This window comes from Pseudolysinimonas sp. (assembly GCF_039912695.1).
In the GTDB taxonomy this organism is placed as follows: Bacteria; Actinomycetota; Actinomycetes; order Actinomycetales; family Microbacteriaceae; genus Pseudolysinimonas_A.
Map to the genome: position 1 here is coordinate 242,381 of NZ_JBDSPJ010000002.1, position 24,170 is coordinate 266,550.

A 24,170-nucleotide genomic window follows, 5' to 3' on the forward strand; every position below is an offset into this window, starting at 1 on the left:
GGTTACCATGCCGCTATGGCCGTCCCCGCGCTCTCGTTCTCGTCCGCCGATCCCCTCACGACGACGGCGCAGGTCCTCGTCTTGGGGGTGCTGAAGACCGAGGACGGCCCGCGACTTGCGGTCGAGGGGGATGCTTTCGCCGACATCGCCGCTGTGTTGGGTGGCATTTTCGCCACGGGCGCGACCGATGAGCTGCGACGGCTCCCCGCACCGGCTGGAGGCGCTGCCCCGATTGCACTGATCGGCCTCGGATCGGGCACCCCCACCCTCGACTCCCTGCGATACGCGGCGGGGTCTGCCGCCCGCCAACTCACCGGGATCGACAAACTCGCCTTTGCACTCCCGATCGCGAACGCCGCCGAAGCCCTCGCCGTGCTGGAGGGCGCGGGCATCGGTGCCTACGCCTACACCGGATACCGCGTCTCGACCCTGGGCTCCACGAAGACCCCGGCCGACGAGATCACGGTGCACGTGCCGACATCCCTCGACCTGAACGACACCGAGCTCAGCACGATCGCCGACCGAGCCACCGCCGTCGCGACCGCGGTGCACACCGTGCGCGACCTTGTGAACACCCCGCCGTCGGATCTCTACCCCGAGACCCTCACCGCCGCAGCCCTCGATCTCGCCCAAGGTCTGCCGCTTGAGATCGAAGTACTCGACGAACAGGCGCTTGAGGCCGGCGGATTCGGCGGCATCCTGGGCGTCGGTCGCGGATCGGTGCGTCCCCCGCGACTCGTCGTGGTGCGCTACTCCCCCGCGGGTGCAACTCACCACCTTGCCCTGGTCGGAAAGGGCATCACCTTCGACTCCGGTGGGCTGTCGATCAAGCCGGCCTCATCGATGGTCGGGATGAAGTACGACATGACCGGAGCCGTCACCGCGCTCGCTGTGACGATCGCCGCCGCGACGCTCGGGCTGCCGGTGCGTCTGACTGCCTGGCTGTGCCTCGCCGAGAACATGCCGTCAGGTTCGGCCCTGCGGCCCAACGATGTGCTGCGCATTCGCGGTGGCAAGACCGTCGAAGTTCTCAACACCGACGCCGAAGGACGACTGGTTCTCGCCGACGGAATCGTCGCGGCGAGCGAAGAGCAGCCGGATGCGATCATCGATGTCGCAACGCTGACCGGCGCCGCACGTGTGGCGATTGGCGAGCGCTACATCCCGGTCATGGGCGACGACGAGTTGGTGCGACGGGTGATCGCGGCCGGCGCCTCGGTGGGCGAGACATTCTGGGCGATGCCGCTTCCTCCAGAACTGCGCCAGATCCTCGACAGCGACGTAGCCGACATCGTGAATGCCAAACCGGGCAACCCGAACGCGGGGATGCTGGTTGCCGCGCACTTTCTCAAGGAGTTCGTCGGCACCATCGGCGACGGAAAGGATGCGCGGCCCATCCCGTGGGCGCACCTTGACATCGCGGGGGTCGCCAACAACGGGGGCAGTGGATACGGCCTCAACGGCAAAGGTCCAACCGGGGCGACGGTGCGAACGCTCCTCGCCCTCGCTGAAGAGTTTTCAGCTCCGTAGTAGGGTCTAAGAGGCAAGGAACACCTTGCCTTTCTGGACCGCAACGCCACCCTTTTCTGCGGCCCCAAACGCGCGAAAGTGCGTGCACGTATGTAGGGAGTTGCTGGTTGTCCGAGCAGAACTTCGATCTTGTCGTTCTGGGCGCAGGAAGCGGTGGCTATGCCGCCGCGCTGCGCGCCAGTCAGCTTGGCCTCTCGGTCGGGCTTATCGAAAAGGACAAGGTCGGCGGCACGTGCCTGCACGTCGGCTGCATCCCGACTAAGGCCCTGTTGCACGCGGCCGAGGTCGCCGATGTGACCCGTGAATCGGCAAAGTACGGCATCTCGGCAGCTTTCAACGGCGTCGACATCGCGGGCGTCACGACGTACCGCGAAGAGGTCGTCGCCAGCAAGTACAAGGGCCTTCAGGGTCTGATCAAGGCTCGCGGAATCACGACCATCGAGGGCGAGGGGCGTCTGACCTCCCCGACAACCGTGCAGGTCGGCGATATCACCGTCACCGGAAAGAACATCGTTTTGGCGACCGGCTCGTACTCGCGCTCGCTCCCCGGACTCGAGATCGGCGGTCGGGTACTCACCTCGGAGCACGCGCTCCAACTCGACTTCGTGCCGAAGAAGGTCATCGTTCTCGGCGGCGGTGTCATCGGCGTTGAGTTTTCGAGCGTGTGGAAGAGCTGGGGTGCCGACGTTCAGATCGTCGAGGCCCTGCCGCACCTGGTGCCCAATGAAGACGAAGCGATCTCGAAGTCGTTCGAGCGCGCGTTCCGCAAGCGCGGCATCAACTTCAGCCTCGGCGTGCGTTTTCAGTCGGTCACCCAGAACGACGACGGCGTGGTGGTGACGCTCGAAGACGGTCAGACCTTCGACGGCGAACTGCTGCTCGTCGCCGTTGGCCGAGGACCTGCGACCGCGAACCTGGGCTTCGAAGAGGTCGGCGTCACGATGGACCGCGGCTTTGTCATCACCGACGAGCGTCTTCACACCAACATCCCGGGGGTCTGGGCAGTCGGCGACATCGTCCCCGGCCTGCAGCTCGCGCACCGGGGTTTCCAGCAGGGCATCTTCGTCGCCGAAGAGATCGCCGGTCTGAATCCGATCGTGGTCGACGACGTCAACATCCCGAAGGTCACTTACTCCGACCCCGAAGTTGCTTCAGTTGGTCTCACCGAGGCCAAGGCCATCGAGAAGTTCGGTGCGGATGCCATCGCCACGTACGACTACAGCCTCGCCGGCAACGGCAAGAGCCACATCATCGGCACGACCGGCAACATCAAGGTCGTTCGCCAGAAGGATGGGCCGGTTCTCGGCGTGCACATGATCGGTGCGCGTGTCGGCGAACTGATCGGCGAAGCCCAGCTCGCCGTCAACTGGGAGGCATACCCGGAAGACATCGCCCCTTACATCCACGCCCACCCGACGCAGAACGAGGCGCTCGGCGAAGCGTTCCTCGCCATCGCCGGCAAGCCGCTGCACGCCATCTGACCCACCCATTTCGTCTCGGGCGCTGAGCCCGCAGCTAAGCTAGATCTCACAGCTTCGAAGGAGCACCCCGCGATGAGCGAATCCGTCACCCTCCCGGCTCTCGGAGAGAGCGTCACGGAAGGGACCGTCACCCGCTGGCTTAAGAAGGTCGGCGACCGGGTCGAGGTCGACGAGCCTCTGCTCGAGGTATCGACCGACAAGGTCGACACCGAGATCCCCTCTCCCGTCGCCGGAGTGATCGAGCAGATCTTCGTGCAGGAAGACGAGACCGTCGAGGTCGGGGCCGTTCTGGTCACCATCGGCGACGGCTCAGGATCTGCGGCCCCCGTTGATGCCCCACCCGCCGCCGCACCCGCCGAGGCTGAGGCAGCTCCCGCTCCGGTCGAGGCAGCACCGGTCGAGGCAGCACCCGTGGCTCCCGCGCCGGTTGAGGCGGCACCCGTGGCTCCCGCACCCGCCGAGGCCGCTCCGGCACCCGTTGAGACACCTCCGACCCCGGCACCCGCTGCAGAGTTGGCGCCCCAAGCCCCACCCGCGCCAGCCGTTGCGGCTGCGCCGGTCGCACCCGCTCCCGCTCCCGCCGCCGCACCCGCGGCCGCGGCCGCGCCCGCGCCGGTCGCCGCGGCCACTCCCGCCGCGGCTCCGGCTTCGACTGCCGCTGCCAACGCCCACGCCGGGTACGTCACCCCGATCGTGCGCAAGCTCGCCCACGAGAAGGGCGTCGACCTCTCCAGCCTCACCGGTACCGGTGTCGGCGGACGCATCCGCAAGCAGGATGTTCTCGGCGCCGGCAGCCCCGCGCTGTCGACTTCGGTGCCTGCCACCGTCGCCGCCCCGGTTCTTGAGGTCTCGCCACTGCGGGGCACGACGGTTCCGATGTCGCGGTTGCGCAAGGTCGTGGCGGAGCGCGCCGTCGTCTCGATGACGTCGATGGCTCAACTCACCACCGTCGTCGAGGTCGACGTGACGAAGGTCGCGAGCTACCGCGATGAGGTGAAGGCTGCTTTCCAAGCCAAGACCGGCCAGAAGCTGACGTTCCTGCCGTTCTTCGTACTGGCCGCGTCGGAAGCGCTGAAGGCGTATCCGATCATCAATGCGACGGTCGACGGTGACACGATCGTCTACCCCGATCACGAGAACGTGAGCATCGCGGTCGACACCGAGCGCGGCCTGCTCACCCCCGTGGTGCGCAACGCCAGCGATCTCAACCTGGCCCAGCTCGCCATCGAGATCGCCGACAAGGCCGACCGCACCCGCAACAACAAGCTGACGCCGGATGAACTCTCTGGCGGAACCTTCACGGTGACCAACACCGGCTCGCGTGGCGCGCTGTTCGACACCCCGATTGTGTTCCTGCCGCAGTCAGCCATCCTCGGTACCGGAATCGTCGCGAAGAAGCCTGTTGTCGTCACCGACGACGGACTCGACGCGATCGCGATCCGCTCGACGGTCTACCTCGCGCTCTCCTACGACCACCGCATTGTGGATGGTGCCGACGCGGCACGCTTCCTCGGCGCGGTCAAGGCTCGCCTCGAAAGCGGCGACTTCGCGAGCGTGCTCGGTATCTAGCAAAGGGGGTGTCTCGTGCTGCCCCTCACCCATCACTCGAAGCCCCCGGCGCCACGGCGTTCGGGGGCTTCGTGATGTAGTCGCGGATGCGCCAGCCATCCACAGTGCGCATCAGCAGGATCGACGCGGGGTCGCTGCCGTCGGGCAGGTCGACCAGCACCGAGTCACCGAGTTCTTCTACGAGGGTGAGATCACCGGCGACAACCCCATCGCCGGGATACTCGCCCCCTGCCTCGATCATTTGAATCAGTTCTCGATCGGCCGCCAGCCCCGATGAATCCTGCTGGTCGACGTCGTCGAGGCACAGGAGCGACAAGTCTCGGATGCACCGCTCCCGCAGGTCGAGCAGCAGTTGCGCCGCATCGAGTGGATCGTCGGGTAGTTCCGGTACCGGCGCCAGCGACGAGGCCGTAGGGGTCGCGATCGGATTCGCGGCCACCGGTTGGGACGATCCGCCCGGCACGATGGTGAGGGCAATCATCAGCACGAGTGCCCCAACCGCGAGCCCGAGCACGATTCTGCGCCGTCGCTGATCCCAGCCCGTCCAGATGGCGCGCGCCCGAGACCACACTTCTTCGATATTGCCGCGCACGCCGTCTGGGATGAGGCCCGCGAGCCACGGGGGAAGGGTCGCCACCGCTGCGACGTCGGGCTCGACCGGATCGATCAGTCCGATCATGCGGGGCTCAACAGCAGGCTCCTCGTCAGCTGCGAATCGAATCTCGCTCGCCGCCGCGAGGTCGAAGAGGGCACCCGCGATAGCGGCCGGAAGCGCTTCCCCGAGGCCAGCAGCAAGACGACGTGCGGCATCCGCCCGCGGTCCGGTAACCCGCGTGAGCACCAGGGCAACGAGGTCACGCAGCGCCGCGCGATCGGCGATCACCCCGTGGACAGTCTCCAACACAACCTCCGGAGATCCCGCGGAAAACAGCTCTGCGCGACCGAACCCGACCAGGGTCGGCGCTCCGTCATCCCGAAAGCACACCGAACCGAGAGACAGTGCCGAGTGCGCCACCCCGACTGAGTGGATGCGGTCGAGCGTCGTCGCGATCGGCGCGAGGATCGTGACGGCCTCTCCGGCATCCAGCCCCGCTCGTCGTTCGAGCAGGTCGCCCAGAGAGCCGGGCCGCAGCCGCTCGAGCACGAGTACTGCCTCGTCTTCGTCGAGCCCGACATCTTCGAGAGCCACCACGTGCTCCCCCGCCGCTCGGGTGAGCGCCTCAAGTTCGACGCGCATCCGGGCGTCGTCGGGACTGCCGATCTTCAGCACGGCGGTGCGGTCGTCGGCAAACCCCAGTACCAGGCGCGTGCGGTCACCATGCCCGATGGTGCGCAGCACCCGATACCCCGCCACGTCGGTCACGAGCCGATCGTCGCGTGCCGGCGCGTGCATCCGGATGTCTGAAAGACGAGTCGTGGAGAGGGTCCGAATCAGCGCGCCGGGGAGGGTCCGGCGCAGGAGTCGACCCGCAGGTAGTCTCGAACCCGTGGTCGACTACGTCGTCACGGGGCTAAGCGCCAACTCCGTGCCGTATTCCACTGCCCTTGAGACACAGCGTGCTTTGCATGCCGAGGTCGCGAGCGGCAGGGCGCCAGATACCGTCCTCCTTCTGGAGCACCCGTCGGTGTACACCGCGGGTAAGCGCACCGAACCGCACGAGCGGCCCACCGACGGCACCCCGGTCATCGACGCGGATCGCGGCGGCAAGATCACCTGGCATGGTCCGGGGCAACTGGTCGGCTATCCGATCGTGAAGCTGGATGATCCGATCGACGTGGTCGCCTACGTGCGGCGCCTCGAGGGAATGCTCATCGACGTGCTGGCCGAGTTCGGCATCCCCGGGGTTCGTGTCGAAGGACGTAGCGGCGTGTGGCTGGTCGACGGCAACCGCCCGGCCGGCGACAAGATCGCGGCCATCGGCATCCGGGTCGCCGAGGGCGTCACGATGCACGGCTTCTCGCTGAACTGCAACAACTCGTTCGACGCCTACCGCGCGATCATCGCCTGCGGAATCATGGACGCCGGCGTGACGAGCATCTCGCGCGAAACGGGCCGCGAGATCAGCCCTGAGGATGTCGTCCCGCTCATCGAGCGGCACTTTCTGAACAACCTCGCTCCCTCCCTCGCCTCGACTCGAAAGGTGGTCAGCGTATGAGCGCGGAGCAGATCGGGCACGACGGTCGCAAATTGCTGCGGCTCGAGATCCGCAACGCCGAGACCCCGATCGAGCGCAAGCCCGACTGGATCAAGACCAAGGCGAAGATGGGGCCCGAGTACACGGCCCTGCAACACCTCGTGAAAGACGAGGGGCTGCACACCGTCTGCCAGGAGGCCGGCTGCCCCAATATCTACGAGTGCTGGGAAGACCGCGAGGCGACCTTCCTGATCGGCGGCAGTCAGTGCACAAGGCGGTGCGACTTCTGCCAGATCGACACCGGCAAGCCCGCCGACTACGACAAGGATGAACCCCGCCGGGTCGCCGAGTCGGTCGTCAAAATGGGGCTTCGCTACGCGACCGTCACCGGCGTCGCCCGCGACGACCTTCCCGACGAGGGCGCCTGGCTGCACGCCGAGACGGTGCGCGCCATCCACGCCGCCAACCCGGGCACGGGTGTCGAGATCCTCGCCACCGACTTCTCGGGCAACCCGACTCTGCTCGAAGAGGTCTTCTCGTCGCGCCCCGAAGTCTTCGCGCACAACGTCGAAACGGTCCCGCGCATCTTCAAGCGCATCCGTCCGGCGTTCCGCTATGACCGCTCGCTTGACGTGCTGACCCAGGCTCGCGCCTACGGACTCATCACGAAGTCGAACCTCATCCTCGGGATGGGCGAGACGCGCGAGGAGGTCTCGCAGGCTCTCCACGATCTGCACGATGCCGGCACCGACATCATCACGATCACTCAATACCTGCGCCCCACCCCGCGCCACCTCCCCGTCGACCGCTGGGTGCGCCCTGAGGAGTTCGTCGAGATGAAGGAGGAGGCCGAAGCGATCGGCTTCCTGGGCGTGCTCGCCGGACCGCTGGTGCGCTCGTCGTACCGCGCGGGACGCCTGTGGGCACGGTCGATGATGGCGAAAGGCCGCGACATCCCCGCTCATCTCACTCACTTGGCTGACGCTGAACTCGGGTTCGCGCAGGCCGTATCGTAGGAGCCATGGCACGCCCCACCGCCCCCGAAAAGGAACCAGGCCGCATCCGTCAGATGTGGCAGGTCTTCCAGATGACTCGCCGCTACGACAGCTCGATCGTTCTGTACCTGTTGCTGGCCCTGCTCGCACCGCTCGGCACGGGAATCGTGCTCGGGATTGTGCTCGGCCGTGGCGACGCCGTGCCGATGATCCTGTACATCGTTGCGGGGCTGCTCGCCGGCGTGCTGCTGGTTCTCATCGTGCTGGGCCGACGCGCCGAGAAAGCCGCCTTCTCGCAGATCGAGGGCCAGCCGGGCGCTGTCGGCGCCGTGCTGAAGAGTTCGCTGCGTCGCTCGTGGATCGGTAACGAGATTCCGATCAACTTCAACAAGTCGCAGGATGCCGTCTACCGCGCCGTTGGCCGCGGCGGCGTCGTGCTGATCGGCGAGGGTCCGCGCTCACGCACCCAGCCGATGCTGGAGAAGGAGCGCGCGAACGTGCGCCGCATCCTGCCCGAGGTTCCGGTCAGCTTCGTCTACGTCGGACCCGATCCCACCTCGACCGCACTGCACAAGATCGTGCCGGCTCTCGGCCGCCTCAAGCGCGCGCTGACTAAGTCGGAGATCAACGCGGTCTCGAATCGGCTCTCGTCGCTCGGCAAGAATGGACTGCCCATCCCGAAGGGGATCGACCCGCAGCGGGTCAGGGCAGGGCGTCCGCGCTAAGCGGTCACACGCAGACGAGCAGCGTTGCTGCCGCACGATCGTGCAGGCCGCGCTGATCGGCATCCATAATCAGCGCCGGAACGAACAGGCACAGCAGCGCCGTGCGCACGAACGGACGCCACAGCCCCAGCTTTCCCGGCTGAAGCGGCACGACCCGCATGCGCAGGATGAGGTGGCCAACGCTGCCATTCAGCACCAGTAGGAAGAGTAGCTGCTCTGCCGCGAAAAGGCCTAGCGTGATAAATCCGTCGGTCTGCCACGGCCCGGTCGGGAAGAACGCCAGCGACAATCCGTAGGCAATCGCCCAGTCGATCGCGAGGGCGCCGAGGCGTCTGCCACCCCGCGCGATCGAGCGCGGACCAGCCTGCGGAAGGCCCAAGCGCTCCCCCGGCCAGCGCTGTTCACCGGGGTTGCTCACGGTTCAAGCTTAAGGTCTCCCCGGCTGCTCGTAACATTCGCGAAACAATGGCGTTACGGTCGGGAAACCCTCTTCACATAGCCTCAGTCCCGAGGCTGCGACCTGCAGTCACGCCCGCAACGCCTTTCTTGGAGTACCTCCTATGTCCACTCCCATGTTCAACAACTCGTCCGAGGTGCTGAAGTTCATCAAGGACACGGATGTCAAGTTCGTCGACATCCGATTCACCGACCTGCCCGGCATCCAGCAGCACCTCACCATCCCGGCTGCGACCGTCGATGAGGACTTCTTTGCCGTCGGACAGATGTTCGACGGCTCGAGCATCCGCGGGTTCCAGTCGATCCACGAATCCGACCTGCAGCTCATCCCGGATATCTCGACCGCCTACCTCGACCCGTTCCGCACCGAGCGCACGCTCATCCTGGTCTTCGACATCTACAACCCGCGCAACGGCGAGATCTACGGCCGCGACCCGCGTCAGATTGCCAAGAAGGCCGAGAAGTACCTCGCATCGACCGGGATCGCCGACACCGCGTTCTTCGCTCCCGAGGCCGAGTTCTACATCTTCGACGACGTGCGCTACGAAGTGAAACAGAACAAGAGCTTCTACGAGGTCGACTCCGACGAGGCCGCCTGGAACACGGGTGCCCACGAAGAGGGCGGCAACCTCGCCAACAAGACCCCGTACAAGGGCGGCTACTTTCCGGTCAGCCCGCTCGACAAGCACGGCGACCTTCGCGACGACATGATGCTCAAGCTGATCGACGCCGGGCTCGAGGTCGAGCGCGGTCACCACGAGGTCGGCACCGCCGGCCAGGGTGAGATCAACTACAAGTTCGACACGATGGTTCACGCGGCGGACGACATCCTGAAGTTCAAGTACATCGTCAAGAACACGGCGCTCGAGTGGGGCAAGGTCGCGACCTTCATGCCGAAGCCGCTCATGGGCGACAACGGTTCGGGCATGCACACCCACCAGTCGCTGTGGAACGGCGGCACGCCGCTGTTCTACGACGAGAAGGGCTACGGCGGACTCTCCGACCTCGCCCGCTGGTACATCGGTGGCCTGCTCAAGCACGCCCCCGCGGTACTCGCGTTCACCAACCCGACGGTCAACTCCTACCACCGGCTCATCCCCGGCTTCGAGGCCCCCGTCAACCTGGTGTACTCGGCCGGTAACCGTTCGGCATCCATCCGCATCCCGATCACGGGTACCAACCCGAAGGCCAAGCGCATCGAATTCCGTGCGCCCGACGCCTCCGGTAACCCGTACCTCGCGTTCGCGGTGCAGCTGATGGCCGGAATCGACGGCATCAAGAACAAGATCGAGCCGCACGAGCCCGTCGACAAGGACCTCTACGAGCTGCCGCCCGAGGAAGCCAAGGGCATCCCCCAGGTTCCCGGTTCGCTCGGCGAGGCGCTGATCGCTCTCGAGAACGACTACGACTTCCTCCTTGAAGGCGGCGTGTTCACGAAGGATCTGATCGAGACCTGGATCGACTACAAGCGCGAGAAGGAACTGCTTCCCTTCGCGCAGCGTCCGCACCCCTTCGAGTACGAGCTGTACTTCGGGGTCTAGGCCGCAGGCCGTCCTCACGTAGTAGGCACAGGGCCGCGCTCCTTCGGGGGTGCGGCCCTTCGCGTTCCTCGTGGGTCGGACAACGCGAGCCTGCGGATGAACGGCTCGGGAAGTCAGCCTTCCTCAGAGAACGTTCGTGTTGCGCGGCGGGAATCGATCGAACGCCCAACGGGCCGGGGCAGCATTCCCGCGTTGATCCCGGAGACCACAACGCCCAACGGGCTTCGGCGCATGAGAAGAACAGCAAGAAGCAGTCCGGCACAGCCAGCAAGCAACTTGTCGACGAAGGATGCGAGGAAGTTTGCCGAGAAGACGGCAACCCAAAGTCCTTCGGCCGCCCGCCAGGCGAGGATCAGCGAATCCGTCGGGTGCCCGGAGACGCCGTCGTACAGCAGCACCGTGATCGGAACAGCCACGATCGTGCACGCCAGAGCGACCGCGCAGGTCAGCCCGAGGAAACGGATCAGGCTGCGCCCCGCCCCGAACCTTCGGAATCCGTATCCCCAAACGAGGGCACCCGCGATATTAACGAGTGCGAAGAAGATCGTCTCCGGAGTCGAAGTCATCGCCCCCAGAACGTTGGTCACCAAGCCCACCAGCGCACCCCGCCAAGGCCCCAAGACGATCGCGGCAGCCGCTGTGCCGATCATGTCGAGAAAGAGCGGGAGGTGCAGCCGCACGGCAACGGTGCCACCGAATAGGTTGATGCCGATGCACCCGACGATGATCAGCACGACGAGAGAGCGGCGGATCGCGGCCTCTGATGACGCGGGCGCGGTGCGCACCGGATGGCCGAGCGCCTGCCCTCTCGCCGCCAGGCTCCGCTCGCGCCAGGCGCGCGCTTCGTTCTCGCTTGAGCCCAATGCGAGAACGATCTCTTCGACGAGCGCGGCGTTCATTCTGCGGCGGCCGAGTTGGAACGCGTCGAAGACGGTCGACCGGGCAACCCGCGCCGCGGCGGGGCTGAACCCCTTGCTTTCCCGGCGCTGGCCGATTCGCAACGCGAGCTCGCTATAGGACACATCACCCGCGTCGATGCGAAAGCGTTGCAAGTCCTCGACCACGCGATCGAGACTTTCCGAAGCGCCGTCGTTCGGGGAAGCGGGCGTCTCGCCGCGTATCTCGGATTCCGACGTCACCGTATTCCTCCGATCCGACGTTCTCGATGCTGACGAATGCTATCGGCCCTAGCGTCCGAGGGCCGTGCGTCCGGATTCGTCCGGGAAGTGCTCACTGCACGATGTCGGCAGGTGAGCCCGACCTACCGTGGGAGTGGCCGCAGTGGGTCTGCTGAGCTGCCGACACGGCACGTCCACCTCACCGATATTCGAAGCATCCGACATTTGACGCATCCGGAGAACCTCATGCTGCACCGCCGCGCCCTCCCTGTCGTCCTGCTCGTCGCGATGGCGGCGGCGAGCCTCACCAGCTGCGCGACCGCATCGACCCCCGGGGGCGAGGTCGTAGGCACTGAGATGTCGGCCGAACTCTGGGCCGATGCCGAACGCATCTCAGCCTCCGACGGAATCTCTGTCAACGACGCACTGGACATCGCCATCGGCGAGGCCTTCATCGACGACCGCTTTGCGATCGAGCAACTTGTCGCGTATCAAGGCGACGGGGCCTTCCTGATCGGGGTCGGCGTGGCGGCCTACCGGCGCGGGCCGCTCGGCGCCGACCTCGGCGCAACGCGGGAACGTTTCCTGGCGGGTGGGTTCACCATCGAGCAGCTGCTGAGCAACGTTGCCGTGGCCGCAGAAGCAGCCGAAGACACGTCCGGGATGCCGTGGCTGCTGAGCTCGAGACTGATCACCGCTGCTGAGGCGCGAGACTTCGGACTGGTGACCGCGGCCACCTGGGGGCCGCCATCCGCATGGCCCGGTAACATCCCAGAACCGAGAGGGATGACCCTCCGCAGCACCCGGATCTCGGTGGCGCTCGACGGCAGTGTCCGTGCCGTCGACATGACCGTGGCGGACACGACCCAGGCTGCTGTCGACGCGTGGGAGGCTTCGCTTCCCCGCGAACCGCTGACGTCTAACGTGTTCACATTCCCGGTCGGAGACGAGTTCACCCTGAGCCTGACGTACGGCGGCTCCGAGGGCGGCGTTCCCGACTCGGGTCTTCCCCCGGCGTGGAGCGAGTTGCTCCCGCTCGGTCCGAGCAGCATGGCATTCCGGTTCGCCGGAACGACTTACGATTTTCTTCCCTCGGGCACTCCAGATCGGGCTCCGACCTTCTCATTCGGACTCGAGACGTCGAATCGCATCAGCGTCTACCGCGAGTGGCTTGAGCACGACGCGCGAGGGGGGTGGACCGTCGTAACCGCCTCCGATACCTACTTCACCGCCGAGAACGCCGACTTCGTGGTGTCGGGACAGAGTCAACCGGACGGGACCGATGCGCTCAGCATCACCGTCAAGAGCTGGGATCTCCCCGGTCTTGAAAGGCTGGCACCCGAATGATGACGCGCAGCACCAGAGTCATCGCCGCCCTCGGCGCGCTGATGGTCGCCTGCAGCCTCCTGGTGGGATGCACACCGACGGTTGGACCGTACGTGCCGACCATCGTCGCGTCCGCCGATGGGGTCGAGGTGACCGTCGCAAATCCTGCCTACGAAGCTGCGGCCGGCGAGGCCGCGCTGGAGGTCTACTCCGGCAGCTATCTGATGGGGCGACCGTTCGAAATCACCGCTTCGGGCGCGCTGCCCGCAAGCGGGGTGCAGTTGGCGGTCGAGTTCGAGAAGCCCTTGCCGACGGGCGTGACGGCCGTGTTCGCCTACTTCGATGAGAACTACGCGGTGTGGGTCCCGGTTCCGACCCAGATTGCCAACGCATCGATCACGGCAACCGTGGATCACTTGTCGCTGTGGTCGGTGATTCTGGGTGGCCCGATCGCGTTCGTAACCACGATCGCCGACCAGGTTGCCCACGTCGTCGAGGACCCGCAGAAGTGGTGGGAAGACGAGGCCTGGCCATGGCTATTCCGCACGAGCCATGAGTTGCTGGGCAATTCGGCGGAGGCACCCGAGTGCGAATCGAAGCCGCCGCCGTGGGTCGAGTCGGTGACCTCAACGATCGATGATGCTCTCTACAACAGCGTGCTCGCGTGTGCGGATACTGACCCAGATGACCCCGAGCAGTTGCGAGTTCGCGCCGCGGCCAATCGCGGCTTCGGATATCCGATCGAACTCGGGGGTGCGGTCACCCCGACGGCGATCGCACCCAGCGGCTGGGACGCGGAAGATCTCGAGTGGATCGACACGCTGCTCGAATGGTCCGCGAGCGTCGGCGTACCGAGCGACGATGTCCTCGACCCTCGACGCTTCATCTGGGCCGGGGGCGAGTCGACGATTCTGATCAGCAAGCAGGCCGCCGCCGCGATTCCGGCCGGTGAGCACCTGGTCAGTTTCCCGCTTCCGAACGTGTCGCACGCGCTCGGGTCCAGCCTCGTGCACATCGTGCTGGGTGATGCGGTCAGCGCGTTGGACGGCTTCGTTGCCCTGTCGATCATGCTCCGCGAATGCCAGAGCGTCGTCGACGCGGCCAATGCCATCCGGCTGACCGATCCGATGGCTGCCTTTGGCTCCGTCGCCGACTGCCTGGCGGCAATTTCGATGGATCGGGTCGAGGTACTGGTCGCCGACTTTCTCCAAAGCGCGGGAGCCGACTTCGAAGCGCGCGGAGCTGATCTCGTTGTCGAGGTACTCGCCGTCGTGATCTCGAAGCTCAAGTTCAGCGCCGTCTTTCAGGCCTTTCAAACAGCGACCGACTATCTCCTGGAGACCACCGTCGACAGCCCGCTCTGGTTTCTCGACGCCACTCTTGACCCGTCGGCTTTCCCCCGGTGGGAAGACATCAACGGCGAATGGTGCTCGTCAGAGTCGATCAACAACTGCTACACCATCGCTTTGCCGACGAGCTCGTACGGTGAAGATGTCACGTTGAGCGAGAGCGCGTCAGGCTGCTTCCTCGGGACGAGTGTCAATCCGGTCTACGGATCTGGCGCCAACATCCTGTACTGCCCGGCGGGCGTCGCGACACCGACGACGGGTGGCACGCCGATGGAGGCGCTGACCGAGACCACCGGCGACAACATCGCCTTCGATCGGATCTTCGTCTGGCAAGGATTCGGGGCGGCCGCGAACTTCCGCCGGGCAGAGATTGGGGAAGCAACCGGGCGCTGACCCGTAGACGCCTCAGCTCTCGCCGTAGAACCGCCGCTCGAACACCTGGCGGGCGAGGCGGGTGGTGCGCAGGTAGTCCTCTTCGAGCTGCGAAGCGCTGCCGGGCGGGTACTCGAGCAGACGGGCTACGCCTTCGAGCTGTTGGCGGTCGGTCGGCAGCACGTCGGCGGTTTTCGCCGTCCACAGCGTCATCGCCGATCTGGCCCGCGAGGCGATGATCCACGCGGCCCGCAGTTTCGCCGCTTCCGCCGCGGGGATCAGCCCGGCATCCACCGCCGCCGCGAGGGCGCGAAGAGTGGATGTTGTGCGCAGCCCGTCGACGGCGGCACCGTGCTGCAGCTGCAGCAGTTGCACGAACCATTCGACGTCGGAGAGAGAGCCGCGACCGAGTTTGAGGTGGCGGGCCGGGTCAGCGCCCTGCGGCAGGCGTTCGGATTCGACGCGCGCTTTGATACGCCGTACTTCCCGCACGTCGTTCTGCGCGATCTCCACCGGGTAGCGGATCTCGTCGGCCAGCGACTCGAAGTCGGCGAGCAGTTGCGGGTCGCCGACGGCACCGCGGGCTCGGAGGAGCGCCTGCGCCTCCCAGGTGAGCGACCAGCGCGCGTAATAGGCCCGGTATGAGTCGAGCGACCGAGCAATGGCACCGTTCCTGCCTTCGGGGCGCAACCCGATGTCGAGGTCGAACGGAAGGCGCAGATCTTCGGTGAGGCGCTGGATTTCGTGCACGATGTGTTCGGCGCGACGTTGCGCCTCTTCGGCTTCGAGCCCCGCCGCCCGGTAGACGTACATGACGTCGGCGTCGCTGCCGAAGCCAAGCTCTTCCCCGCCGTAACGGCCCATCGCGATGATGCCGAACTCGATGCCGTCGCCGTAGCGGTGTACGAGTGCGAGCACTCCGGTCAGCATCGCTGAGTTGATGTCGCTGAGGGCCGTGCCGAGTTCTTCCACACTGACGACACCCAGGATGGCGCCGAGGGCGAGCCGCAGCACCTCGCGCCGGCGAGCGGTGCGCAGGGCGACGGCGGCGGCATCCAGATCGTCCCAGTGGCGAGCGACAGTCGCGGCGGTCTCCTCCAACAGCAGAGTGGATGATCGCGGCACGAGTTCGCCGTCGTTCTCGAGCCAGGCGACCGCGTCTGGGATGCGTTCAAGAAGCACAGCGACGAACTTTGAGCCCGAGAGCACCTGCGTCAGCCGGTGCCCCGCGCCCGAGGAGTCGCGCATGAGGCGCAGGAACCAGTAGGCCTCGCCCAGGTCGTCGGAGAGTCGGCGGAAGGCCAGCAGCCCGCCATCCGGATCCGCCCCCTCGGCGAACCACTGCAACATCACCGGCAGCAGGTTGCGCTGAATCTGCGCACGACGCGACACCCCCGCGGTCAGCGCCGCGATGTGGTGCAGGGCGCCGCGGGCATCCCGGAATCCGATCGCCGCGAGACGGGCCTCGGCCTGCTCACTGGTGAGGGTGTAGCCGTCGTCGGGAAGGGCTGCCACGGCCGAGAGCAGCGGCCGGTAGAACAGCCGCTCATGCAGCGTGCGCACCTCGTGCTTGACCTTCTGCCAGGCGGCGATGACGCCGTCGGCCGAGGTCGCGACGCCCGACGCACGGGCCAGCACGCGCAACTGCTGTTCGTCGCGCGGCATCAGGTGCGTGCGCCGCATGCGGGAGAGCTGGATTCGGTGCTCGAGCAGCCGCAGGAACCGGTAGTCACGGGCGAAGTCGGCGGCCTCGACGCGACCGATGTAGCCGTTCTCGGCCAGCGCGAGCAGAGCGTCGAGAGTCGCACGCTGTCGCACGCCGGGGTCGGCGTGGCCGTGCACGAGTTGCAGCAACTGGATCGTGAACTCGACGTCGCGCAGACCGCCTGGCCCGAGTTTCAGCTGGATGTCGACCTCGTCCGGCGGAATGTGGGCCGTCACGCGCTCGCGCATTCCCTGCACCGACTCGACGAAGTTCTCGCGAGTGGCGCTCGACCAGACCAGCGGTGCGAGGCCGTCGACGTAACGCTCCCCCAGTTCGCGGTCGCCGGCGAGAGGACGGGCTTTGAGCAGCGCCTGGAATTCCCACGACTTCGCCCAGCGTTGGTAATAGGCGAGATGAGATTCGAGCGTGCGCACGAGGGCGCCGTCTTGGCCTTCGGGGCGAAGGTTGGCATCCACCTCCCACAGTGGCGGCTCGAGCGCGAGCTCCGCGATGCCACGCATCGTCTCGCGAGCCAGCGCGGTCGCGATATCGACCTCGCGGTCTCCCCCGTCGGTCACAAAGATGACGTCGACGTCGCTCAGGTAGTTCAGCTCGCGCGCCCCGGACTTGCCCATGCCGATGATCGCGAGCGGCGTGGCGGCGACCTCCTCGGGAGGGAACTTCGCCGTCGCATTCGCGGCGGGTGGCTGGCACAGTGAGCGCCGCGCCACCTCGAGCGCGGCGTCGAGTGCCGCACCCGCGAGATCGGCGAGACCCGCTGCCACGCGGTCGACCACCTGAAGGCCGTCAGGCTGCGAGAGGTCCCAGGCAGCCAAGCGCACGAGTTCGGAGCGGTACGCGATGCGTAGGGCGTTCCATGCGGGTTCTCCGACGAGGCCCTCGGTGGATGCGGTCAGAGTGGCGGTGACTGCCTCGGAGTCCACGGGGGCGGTGAGCGGGTCACGCAGCACCGCGAGCCGCTGAGGGTGCCGTTCGAGGAAACCGGCGAGGCCGGCCGAAGCACCGAGAACCCGGATGAGACGTCCCGTCGCCCCGGGATCCTTCAGCAGTGCGGCGACAGCCTTCGGTTCGGCGGCCCGCAACACCCCGAGCAGCCGTAACGCCTGGTCAGGATCCGCCGCAACAGCGAATGCGGGGATGACATCCGGTGCAATGTCGGCTAGCGCGTCGTGGGCAGCGTCGAGGTTGGCAAAACCGAGCCGTGCCAGCTCGGTCAGCGTCGTCGTCGTCCGCGTCATTGTGGTGCTCTCCCCGCTTCGGCGGGAGGTTCGCTGCTGTCCCTCGAAATTAGAGAATCTCGAGGTTGCTCTCGAGTTCGAACGGTGTCACCTGGGCCCGGTAGCCGGCCCACTCCCGCCGCTTGTTCGCGAGCACGTACTCGAAGACTTGCTCGCCCAGAGTGTCAGCGACGAGTTCGCTCTCCTCCATCAACGACAGGGCGTGGTCGAGCGAGGTCGGCAGGCTTCCGTAGCCGAGCGCTTTGCGCTCGCCCGGAGTCATCCCCCAGACGTCGCCCTCGGCCTCGGGAGGCAGCTCGTAGCCGTTCTCGATTCCCTTGAGCCCTGCCGCGAGCAGCAGCGCAAACGCCAGGTACGGGTTCGCGGCCGAGTCGAGGGCCCGATATTCGATTCGGGCGCTGTTGCCCTTGCCGGGCTTGTAGAGCGGCACGCGAATGAGCGCCGAACGATTGTTGTGACCCCAGGTCAGGTAGCTCGGAGCCTCGTCGCCGCCCCAGAGGCGCTTGTACGAGTTGACGAACTGGTTCGTGACCGCCGTGATCTCGGGAGCGTGCTTGAGCAACCCGGCGACGAACTGCTTACCGATCGTCGACAGCTGGTATTGCCCGGAGGGGTCGAAGAAGGCGTTCGAATCGCCCTCGAAGAGCGACATGTGGGTGTGCATCCCCGATCCCGGATGGGCGGTGAGCGGCTTAGGCATGAACGTCGCGTAGACGCCCTGCTCGATCGCGACCTCTTTCACGACCGTGCGGAAGGTCATGATGTTGTCGGCCGTCGTGAGGGCGTCTGCGTAGCGCAGATCGATCTCGTTCTGTCCGGGCCCGGCCTCGTGGTGCGAGAACTCGACCGAGATGCCGAGATCTTCGAGCATCCGCACCGAACGGCGACGGAAATCGTTCGCGGTGCCACCGGGCACGTTGTCGAAGAAGCCGGCCGAGTCGACAGGCTGCGGCAGGCCGTTCTTGAGCTTGCTCGACTTGAGCAGGTAGAACTCGATTTCGGGGTGCGTGTAGAACGTGAAGCCGCGTTCTGCCGCGGAGGCGAGAGCGCGCTTCAGGACGTTGCGCGGGTCGGAGACCGCGGGCTGCCCGTCAGGGGTCGTGATGTCGCAGAACATCCGGGCGGTCGGGTCGATCTCACCGCGCCACGGCAAAATCTGAAAAGTGGATGGATCGGGCAGCGCGAGCATGTCGGCCTCGTAGGCGCGGCTCAGCCCCTCGATCGCGGAACCGTCGAATCCGACGCCCTCGTTGAACGCACCCTCGACCTCAGCGGGCGCCAGTGCGACCGACTTGAGCGTGCCCACGACATCCGTGAACCACAGGCGTACGAACTTGACTCCACGCTCCTCGATGGTCCGCAGAACGAAGTCGCGTTGCTTGTCCAACTGTGTTTCCCTTCTGCGCCGCCGCTCCTGCGGCGCAGGCGCTCCACCGACCACGCGCGAGCTCAGCTCCGCGGGCCCTCTGGGTCGTCATTAGGCTAGCAACATGCCCCGCTTGCGATTGGCGCTCAGCCAGGCCAATCCCCTCGTTGGGGACTTCGACGGCAACATCGAGAAGATCGTCGCCGCCGCCCACGAGGCGTGGAATCGCGGTTCCGACCTGCTGCTGACCGGAGAGATGGCGGTCAGCGGGTACCCGATCGAAGACCTCGCTGCTCAACCGAGTTTCCTCCGGGCGGCACGCAGCGCCGTCGACGCTTTGCCTGCGCGGCTCGTCGCTGAAGGACTCGGCGACCTCGTCGTCATCGTCGGCCACCCCGACGGTCCGTTCGAGCCGCGACTGCTCGGCACCTCCAACGCTCCGACCGCGATCGCCCAGAACTGCGCCAGCGTCATCCAGGGCGGAGCTATCCGCGCTCGGTACGTCAAGCACCACCTGCCCAATTACTCGGTGTTCGACGAATACCGCATCTTCGTGCCGGGCGACGAGTTGCTCGTGCTTCGGATCGGGCGCAACGGCGCAGCAGGGGTGGATGTCGCGGTCATCATCTGTGAGGACCTCTGGCGCGACGGCGGTCCCGTAGCGCGAGTTTTGGATGCCGATGCGGGCCTCCTTCTTGTACTGAACGCCTCCCCGTACGAGCGCGACAAGGACGAGGTGCGCCTGCCGTTGGTGACCAGGCGCGCGACCGAGACTGACACGATCGTCGCCTACGTCAACATCGTCGGCGGGCAGGACGACCTGGTCTTCGACGGCGACTCCGTTGTCGTCGACGGCGACGGCACGATCCTGGGCAGGGCACCCCAGTTCGTCGAACACCTGCTTGTCGTCGACGTCGACCCCGCACCGGCCGGCAACGGCGACCTCCCCGCCAACGTCACCCGAGTGGCGGTCACCGCGCGGAGCGACGACCCAGGGCAGCTGGCGAAGGATGTCGCCGTGCTTCCGGACGACCGCGAGCAGCTCTGGAACGCCCTCGTACTCGGCCTGCGCGACTACGTGCGCAAGAACGGCTTCCGCTCGGTCATCCTGGGGCTCTCGGGTGGCATCGACTCAAGCGTGTGCGCGGCGATTGCTGCCGACGCACTCGGGGCGGAGAACGTCTACGGAATCTCGATGCCCTCGCAGTGGTCGTCGGAAGGATCCCGCACCGACGCCGACGACCTCGCCGAGCGAATCGGCCTGCACTACTCGGTCGAGGCGATCGCCGATCTGGTCTCGCCGGTCGAGACCCAGTTGAAATTGGATGGCGTCGCCGCCGAAAACCTTCAGGCGCGCATCCGAGGCATCATCCTGATGGCCCGCTCGAACATGGACGGTCACCTCGTGCTCACGACCGGCAACAAGACCGAACTTGCGGTCGGGTACTCGACGATCTACGGCGACTCGGCCGGAGGGTTTGCGCCCATCAAGGATGTTCCCAAGATGCTGGTCTGGGAACTGGCGACCTGGCGCAACGAACATGCCGCTGCGAACGGCGAGACCCCACCCATCCCCGAGAACTCGATCACGAAGCCCCCCAGCGCCGAACTGCGGCCCGATCAGACCGACCAAGACACCCTGCCGCCGTACGAGTTGCTCGACGACATCCTCGAGGCCTACGTGTCGAAGCGGCTCGGCCGCGAAGACATCATCGCTCTGGGCATCGACCGTGCCACCGTCGAGTTCGTCTGCAAACTGGTCGACCGGTCGGAGTGGAAGCGCCGTCAGGGCGCAATCGGCCCGAAGGTCTCGGGGATGGCCTTCGGCCGCGACCGCCGCCTGCCGATCACCTCCCGCCCGGCTGGTTGAGGAGACTCTCCGTTTTCAGGAAATTGTGTTGCTGATGGTCGGATCGGGGCTGGATGAGTGAACATCCGTGTACTTCTGCCTCACAAGTTCCTGAAAACGGAAAGCGACTAACCTGACGGGATGGCAGACGAGGTCGTCAAACGCGTTCGCACTCGGCATTTCAGTAACGCGAAACAGACCGGCATCAAGATCACCGGACTCACGTCGTACGACATGCTCACCGCAGCGATCTTCGACAAGGCGGGCATCGACTTCCTCCTGGTCGGTGACTCGGCCGGCAACAACGTGCTCGGCTACGACACCACGGTCCCGGTCACGATCGATGACCTCATCCCGCTCACCCGCGGGGTGGCGGGGGCGGTGAAGCGCGCTTTCGTGGTCGCCGACATGCCGTTCGGTTCGTACGAGACGTCCGCAGATGAGGCTCTGCACACCGCGTTCCGTTTCATGAAAGAGACCGGCGCTCACGCGGTGAAACTCGAGGGCGGCGTCCGCAGTGCCGAGCAGATCCGGCGCATCGTGTCGGCCGGCATCCCGGTCATGGCTCATATCGGCTTCACCCCGCAGAGCGAGCACCAGCTGGGCGGTCACGTCATCCAGGGTCGCGGTGACAGCGGTGTCGAGGCCCTGCTCGCCGATGCGCGCGCCGTCGAGGACGCCGGGGCATTCGCCGTCGTCCTCGAAATGGTGCCGGCCGAGGCCGCCAAACGTGTCACCGCCGAACTGTCCATCCCGACGATCAGCGTCGGCGCCGGGCCACACTGCGACGGTCAGTTACTCGTCTGGACGGACTGGGCGGGGCTCACGACCGGTCGCATCCCGAAGTTCGTGAAGCAGTACGCCGACCTCGCCGGAGTGCTGACGGATGCCGCAACCGAGTGGGCGAAAGACGTCGCGTCAGGTGCCTACCCGGCCCCCGAGCACTTCTACGACTGAGTTCGGGAGACTTACTCGTCTGAGTCGTCGGCAGCCCAGGCCCGAGCGCGCTCTTGCGCGATCTCGGGAGCGCGGGCGGCATCCTCACGGCTCGCGTACGGGCCGTCACGCTCGGATCCGAGAGACTGCGGTCCCTCTTCAACCTCACCGGTCTTGTGGTTGTACCACCAGTCAGTCATGCAACGAGCCTACGCCGCTACTCTCGAAAGATGCCTCGGGATGCGTTGGGTCACCTCACCTCGGGGCTCGTCGGGCCATCGCGGCAGGTGCCCAGCGTCATCCCGCGTCCCGAGTACGTCGGCCGCCCGGGACCTCGGCGCTACGACGGCGACGACCACTACGACGCGGGCCAGATCGAGCGCATCCGCACCGCCGGACGCATCGCGTCCCAAGCAGTCGAGGCTGTCGGACGTGCGATCCGCCCCGGCGTGACGACCGACGAGTTGGATGCCATCGGCCACGAGTTCCTCATCGCCCGCGACGCCTACCCCTCGGCGCTGGGCTATCGCGGGTTCCCCCACTCAATCTGCACGTCGATCAACGAGGTGATCTGCCACGGCATCCCGGATGACACGGCGCTGATCGAAGGCGACATCATCAAGATCGACATCACGGCGTTCAAGGACGGCATGCACGGCGACCTGTGTGCGGCGTTCCCCGTCGGCGATGTCACCCGCGAGGCGGCCGACCTCATCGAGCGCACCCATGAAGCGATGCAGCGCGGCATTCGGTCGATCGCACCGGGCCGCGAGATCAACGTGATCGGCCGCGCGATCGAAAGTTATGCACGACGCTTCGGATATGGCGTGGTGCGCGACTACACCGGCCACGGCGTCGGCGAGGTCTTCCACTCGGGACTGGTCGTGCCGCACTACGACGCCGCTCCGGCGTACTCGACGATCTTGGAACCGGGAATGGTCTTCACCATCGAGCCGATGTTGACCCTCGGGACTCCCGAGGCACCGGGCACGGTGGCGTGGGACGAGTGGGCCGACGGCTGGACAGTTGTGACACGTGATCGCAGCCTCACCGCGCAGTTCGAGCACACGATCGTGGTGACCGAGCGGGGCGCCGAGATCCTGACCCTTCCGTGAGGCAAGATGCTTCCATGGCGACGACGACGACGCGAGCGATCGGGATCGACATCGGCGGCAGCGGCATCAAGGGCGCTGCCGTCGATCTGACTTCCGGTGAGCTGATCAGTGACCGGCTGAAGGTAGCGACACCGTCGGGAGGCGAGCCGAACGCGATCGTCGCCGAAGTCGTCAAGATGGTCAATCAGTTCGGGAAGACCGGCGCCGACCTTCCGGTCGGAGTGTGCTTTCCGGCGGTCGTTCTCAACGGGCGCACGATGTCTGCCGCGAATGTCTCGAAGAAGTGGATCGGCCTCGAAGCTGAGAAGTTGTTCGAGAAGGCACTCAAGCGCGACATCCTGTTCGTTAACGACGCTGATGCAGCCGGGGTTGCCGAATTGCACTACGGAGCAGCCAAGGGTCATCAGGGCCTGGTGATTCTCACCACCCTCGGCACCGGCATCGGCAGCGCGCTGCTCTACAACGGCACCCTGGTTCCGAATACCGAACTCGGGCACCTCGAAATCGACGGCCGGGATGCCGAGAGCCGGGCTTCGTATGCGGCGAAAGAACGGGGGCGGCTGAGTTGGCACTCCTGGGCTCGACGCCTGCAGCGCTACTACACGCGTGTCGAGGCCCTCTTCTCGCCCGATCTCTTCGTCGTCGGGGGCGGGGTGTCGAAACAATCTGAAGACTTCTTGCCCCTTCTGAAACTGAACACCCCGATCGTGCCCGCCGTCCATCGCAACAACGCCGGCATCCTCGGGGCAGCCTGGCTCGCCGCCCGAAGCCGCTGAGGTCTCGGTTCAACCATCCAGCGGGGTCATTACCTTATATTTCGGTTGGATGAAGTTCCGGGCGGGGGTACTGACAACGTTGCGCCGGTCCGCTACCTTCAATGACAGTTGCTCCGATTATCGACGGAGTCGAACACCAAGAAAGCAGTACGCAATGCCCAGTGGAACCGTGAAGTGGTTCAACGCCGAAAAGGGTTTCGGCTTTATCGTCCCGGACGACGGATCGCAGGATCTGTTCGCCCACTACTCCGCCATCGAGGCTTCGGGCTACCGGTCCCTCGAAGAGGGCCAGAAGGTCACGTTCGAGGTTGCTGCAGGCCCCAAGGGTCCGCAGGCCGCGAACATCAAGATCGCCTGACCACCACACCTCACGAATGCGTCGTCCTCCTGGGGCGGCGCATTCGTCGTTGTGCGGGCGAGGGTGCAAACGGGTCGGCCGATACGCCGGGTTCTGTCCGAATCCCGAAGGATTCGTGACGGCCATCTCTCTCGGGACTACGTTGCCGCAGCCCTCTTGCGGTCTACCCGACACCTCGGCGAGCCGCGTCAACGGTGTCTGTCTGACCT

At 66.0% G+C, this 24,170-nt stretch carries 20 protein-coding genes; 14 read left to right on the forward strand and 6 right to left on the reverse strand.

Features of this window, described 5'->3' with window-relative positions; genetic code table 11:
* The first annotated feature begins 15 nt into the window (after window positions 1-15).
* From ABIR17_RS01280 to ABIR17_RS01290, 3 genes are all read left to right on the forward strand, one after another.
* Entirely contained in the window at window positions 16-1,530 is a 1,515-nt protein-coding gene (locus ABIR17_RS01280) for a leucyl aminopeptidase (protein WP_348002534.1), read from the forward strand.
* Between the two features lie 107 nt (window positions 1,531-1,637).
* Entirely contained in the window at window positions 1,638-3,011 is a 1,374-nt protein-coding gene (gene lpdA / locus ABIR17_RS01285) for a dihydrolipoyl dehydrogenase (protein WP_348002535.1), read from the forward strand.
* Window positions 3,012-3,083: 72 nt separating this feature from the next.
* Complete coding sequence (locus ABIR17_RS01290; RefSeq protein WP_348002536.1) at window positions 3,084-4,580, forward strand: 2-oxo acid dehydrogenase subunit E2; 1,497 nt, start codon at window positions 3,084-3,086, stop codon at window positions 4,578-4,580.
* A 25-nt stretch (window positions 4,581-4,605) separates the two neighbouring features.
* Here the strand turns inward: ABIR17_RS01290 and ABIR17_RS01295 are convergent, their stop codons facing one another.
* Window positions 4,606-5,943: a hypothetical protein gene (locus ABIR17_RS01295; RefSeq protein WP_348002537.1), complete on the reverse strand. Its 1,338-nt coding sequence runs from the start codon at window positions 5,941-5,943 to the stop codon at window positions 4,606-4,608.
* A 124-nt stretch (window positions 5,944-6,067) separates the two neighbouring features.
* Here ABIR17_RS01295 and lipB point away from each other — a divergent pair, with 124 nt between their 5' ends.
* The 3 genes from lipB to ABIR17_RS01310 are packed head-to-tail and all read left to right on the forward strand — an operon-like array spanning window position 6,068 to window position 8,435.
* Window positions 6,068-6,736 (forward strand): lipoyl(octanoyl) transferase LipB, encoded by a 669-nt coding sequence (lipB, locus tag ABIR17_RS01300; protein ID WP_348002538.1) that lies wholly within the window; start codon window positions 6,068-6,070, stop codon window positions 6,734-6,736.
* Window positions 6,733-7,731, forward strand: a complete 999-nt coding sequence (gene lipA / locus ABIR17_RS01305) for a lipoyl synthase (protein ID WP_348002539.1) — start codon at window positions 6,733-6,735, stop codon at window positions 7,729-7,731. Before lipB ends, lipA begins: the two co-directional genes overlap by 4 nt.
* Window positions 7,732-7,736: 5 nt before the next feature.
* Window positions 7,737-8,435, forward strand: a complete 699-nt coding sequence (locus ABIR17_RS01310; RefSeq protein ID WP_348002540.1) for a DUF4191 family protein — start codon at window positions 7,737-7,739, stop codon at window positions 8,433-8,435.
* Window positions 8,436-8,439: 4 nt separating this feature from the next.
* Here ABIR17_RS01310 and ABIR17_RS01315 read toward each other — a convergent pair whose 3' ends face one another.
* Entirely contained in the window at window positions 8,440-8,853 is a 414-nt protein-coding gene (locus ABIR17_RS01315; protein ID WP_348002541.1) for an RDD family protein, read from the reverse strand.
* A 154-nt stretch (window positions 8,854-9,007) separates the two neighbouring features.
* On the opposite strand from ABIR17_RS01315, the gene glnA reads away from it, so the two are divergent.
* Window positions 9,008-10,432 carry a type I glutamate--ammonia ligase gene (gene glnA / locus ABIR17_RS01320; RefSeq protein WP_348002566.1) on the forward strand — a complete coding sequence of 475 codons (1,425 nt, stop codon included), beginning with the start codon at window positions 9,008-9,010 and terminating at the stop codon, window positions 10,430-10,432.
* A 113-nt stretch (window positions 10,433-10,545) separates the two neighbouring features.
* On the opposite strand, the gene ABIR17_RS01325 is transcribed toward glnA, so the two are convergent.
* Window positions 10,546-11,496, reverse strand: coding sequence for an ECF transporter S component (locus ABIR17_RS01325; RefSeq protein ID WP_348002542.1), 951 nt, complete (start codon window positions 11,494-11,496; stop codon window positions 10,546-10,548).
* Between the two features lie 300 nt (window positions 11,497-11,796).
* Between ABIR17_RS01325 and ABIR17_RS01330 the strand changes: the two genes are divergently transcribed.
* Window positions 11,797-12,897, forward strand: a complete 1,101-nt coding sequence (locus ABIR17_RS01330) for a hypothetical protein (RefSeq protein ID WP_348002543.1) — start codon at window positions 11,797-11,799, stop codon at window positions 12,895-12,897.
* On the forward strand, window positions 12,897-14,618 hold the full coding sequence (locus ABIR17_RS01335) for a hypothetical protein (RefSeq protein WP_348002544.1): 1,722 nt from the start codon (window positions 12,897-12,899) through the stop codon (window positions 14,616-14,618). The genes ABIR17_RS01330 and ABIR17_RS01335 overlap by 1 nt, the downstream gene beginning before the upstream one ends.
* A gap of 12 nt (window positions 14,619-14,630) precedes the next feature.
* On the opposite strand, the gene ABIR17_RS01340 is transcribed toward ABIR17_RS01335, so the two are convergent.
* Together ABIR17_RS01340 and ABIR17_RS01345 are read right to left on the reverse strand one after the other, a co-directional pair.
* Window positions 14,631-17,561 carry a bifunctional [glutamine synthetase] adenylyltransferase/[glutamine synthetase]-adenylyl-L-tyrosine phosphorylase gene (locus ABIR17_RS01340; RefSeq protein WP_348002545.1) on the reverse strand — a complete coding sequence of 977 codons (2,931 nt, stop codon included), beginning with the start codon at window positions 17,559-17,561 and terminating at the stop codon, window positions 14,631-14,633.
* Window positions 17,562-17,610: 49 nt separating this feature from the next.
* On the reverse strand, window positions 17,611-18,948 hold the full coding sequence (locus tag ABIR17_RS01345) for a glutamine synthetase family protein (RefSeq protein WP_348002546.1): 1,338 nt from the start codon (window positions 18,946-18,948) through the stop codon (window positions 17,611-17,613).
* A gap of 103 nt (window positions 18,949-19,051) precedes the next feature.
* On the opposite strand from ABIR17_RS01345, the gene ABIR17_RS01350 reads away from it, so the two are divergent.
* Both ABIR17_RS01350 and panB read left to right on the forward strand, forming a co-directional pair.
* Window positions 19,052-20,797, forward strand: a complete 1,746-nt coding sequence (locus ABIR17_RS01350; RefSeq protein WP_348002547.1) for an NAD+ synthase — start codon at window positions 19,052-19,054, stop codon at window positions 20,795-20,797.
* A 120-nt stretch (window positions 20,798-20,917) separates the two neighbouring features.
* Window positions 20,918-21,733: a 3-methyl-2-oxobutanoate hydroxymethyltransferase gene (gene panB / locus ABIR17_RS01355; RefSeq protein ID WP_348002548.1), complete on the forward strand. Its 816-nt coding sequence runs from the start codon at window positions 20,918-20,920 to the stop codon at window positions 21,731-21,733.
* Window positions 21,734-21,744: 11 nt separating this feature from the next.
* Here the strand turns inward: panB and ABIR17_RS01360 are convergent, their stop codons facing one another.
* A complete protein-coding gene (locus tag ABIR17_RS01360) occupies window positions 21,745-21,912 on the reverse strand; it encodes a methionine aminopeptidase (RefSeq protein ID WP_348002549.1) in 168 nt (55 codons plus the stop codon).
* Between the two features lie 30 nt (window positions 21,913-21,942).
* Between ABIR17_RS01360 and map the strand changes: the two genes are divergently transcribed.
* The 3 genes from map (at window position 21,943) to ABIR17_RS01375 (ending at window position 23,961) form a co-directional block, all read left to right on the forward strand.
* On the forward strand, window positions 21,943-22,827 hold the full coding sequence (map, locus tag ABIR17_RS01365) for a type I methionyl aminopeptidase (RefSeq protein ID WP_348002550.1): 885 nt from the start codon (window positions 21,943-21,945) through the stop codon (window positions 22,825-22,827).
* Between the two features lie 14 nt (window positions 22,828-22,841).
* The gene (ppgK, locus tag ABIR17_RS01370) at window positions 22,842-23,603 is read left to right on the forward strand and encodes a polyphosphate--glucose phosphotransferase (RefSeq protein ID WP_348002551.1); all 762 of its coding nucleotides are present in this window, start codon (window positions 22,842-22,844) and stop codon (window positions 23,601-23,603) included.
* Between the two features lie 154 nt (window positions 23,604-23,757).
* Window positions 23,758-23,961 carry a cold-shock protein gene (locus ABIR17_RS01375; protein ID WP_348002552.1) on the forward strand — a complete coding sequence of 68 codons (204 nt, stop codon included), beginning with the start codon at window positions 23,758-23,760 and terminating at the stop codon, window positions 23,959-23,961.
* The last annotated feature ends 209 nt before the right edge of the window (window positions 23,962-24,170 follow it).

Bases quoted from the DNA above. Each gene is read 5' to 3' on its own strand.
- ABIR17_RS01360 (WP_348002549.1), bottom strand. From the start codon at position 21,912: ATGACTGACTGGTGGTACAACCACAAGACCGGTGAGGTTGAAGAGGGA.
- ABIR17_RS01280 (WP_348002534.1), top strand. From the start codon at position 16: ATGGCCGTCCCCGCGCTCTCGTTCTCGTCCGCCGATCCCCTCACGACG.
- panB (WP_348002548.1), top strand. From the start codon at position 20,918: ATGGCAGACGAGGTCGTCAAACGCGTTCGCACTCGGCATTTCAGTAAC.
- ABIR17_RS01310 (WP_348002540.1), top strand. From the start codon at position 7,737: ATGGCACGCCCCACCGCCCCCGAAAAGGAACCAGGCCGCATCCGTCAG.
- ABIR17_RS01290 (WP_348002536.1), top strand. From the start codon at position 3,084: ATGAGCGAATCCGTCACCCTCCCGGCTCTCGGAGAGAGCGTCACGGAA.
- ABIR17_RS01350 (WP_348002547.1), top strand. From the start codon at position 19,052: ATGCCCCGCTTGCGATTGGCGCTCAGCCAGGCCAATCCCCTCGTTGGG.
- map (WP_348002550.1), top strand. From the start codon at position 21,943: ATGCCTCGGGATGCGTTGGGTCACCTCACCTCGGGGCTCGTCGGGCCA.
- ABIR17_RS01335 (WP_348002544.1), top strand. From the start codon at position 12,897: ATGACGCGCAGCACCAGAGTCATCGCCGCCCTCGGCGCGCTGATGGTC.
- ABIR17_RS01375 (WP_348002552.1), top strand. From the start codon at position 23,758: ATGCCCAGTGGAACCGTGAAGTGGTTCAACGCCGAAAAGGGTTTCGGC.
- lipA (WP_348002539.1), top strand. From the start codon at position 6,733: ATGAGCGCGGAGCAGATCGGGCACGACGGTCGCAAATTGCTGCGGCTC.
- glnA (WP_348002566.1), top strand. From the start codon at position 9,008: ATGTTCAACAACTCGTCCGAGGTGCTGAAGTTCATCAAGGACACGGAT.
- ABIR17_RS01340 (WP_348002545.1), bottom strand. From the start codon at position 17,561: ATGACGCGGACGACGACGACGCTGACCGAGCTGGCACGGCTCGGTTTT.
- ABIR17_RS01330 (WP_348002543.1), top strand. From the start codon at position 11,797: ATGCTGCACCGCCGCGCCCTCCCTGTCGTCCTGCTCGTCGCGATGGCG.
- ppgK (WP_348002551.1), top strand. From the start codon at position 22,842: ATGGCGACGACGACGACGCGAGCGATCGGGATCGACATCGGCGGCAGC.